The organism is Paraburkholderia sp. SIMBA_027, from assembly GCF_046535315.1.
In the GTDB taxonomy this organism is placed as follows: Bacteria; Pseudomonadota; Gammaproteobacteria; order Burkholderiales; family Burkholderiaceae; genus Paraburkholderia; species Paraburkholderia tropica.
Window position 1 is genome coordinate 1 of record NZ_JAWRWY010001059.1, and the last position, 256, is coordinate 256.

At 66.4% G+C, this 256-nt stretch carries 1 protein-coding gene; it reads right to left on the reverse strand.

Annotated elements, in window-relative coordinates:
- Positions 1–66: 66 nt before the first annotated feature.
- Positions 67–256: hypothetical protein (locus SB764_RS42365; protein ID WP_410867089.1), on the reverse strand; the 190-nt coding region annotated here is incomplete at its 5' end.

The window sequence follows — 256 nt, forward strand, 5'->3', positions numbered from 1 at the left end:
GCGCGTCCGCTTTCAATGACGAAAGTCCCGCCGGCGCAGGGGGCCGGCGGGAGGCGCATCGGCAGTTTATTCCGCGGGGGCTTCGGCGGGTGGCTGCTGCATCGCGCAGGAGATGTCGCCGCCTGGCGCTGCAGCGCAGACCTCGGTTGCGTGCGTCACCTGATGGCTCTTGTTGAAGGAGAGGTCATCGGAAACCACGCCCTTGTGATGGAGCGATTCCAGGGCTGCGACGGTCTTGTCCGGATCGAGCGAACCG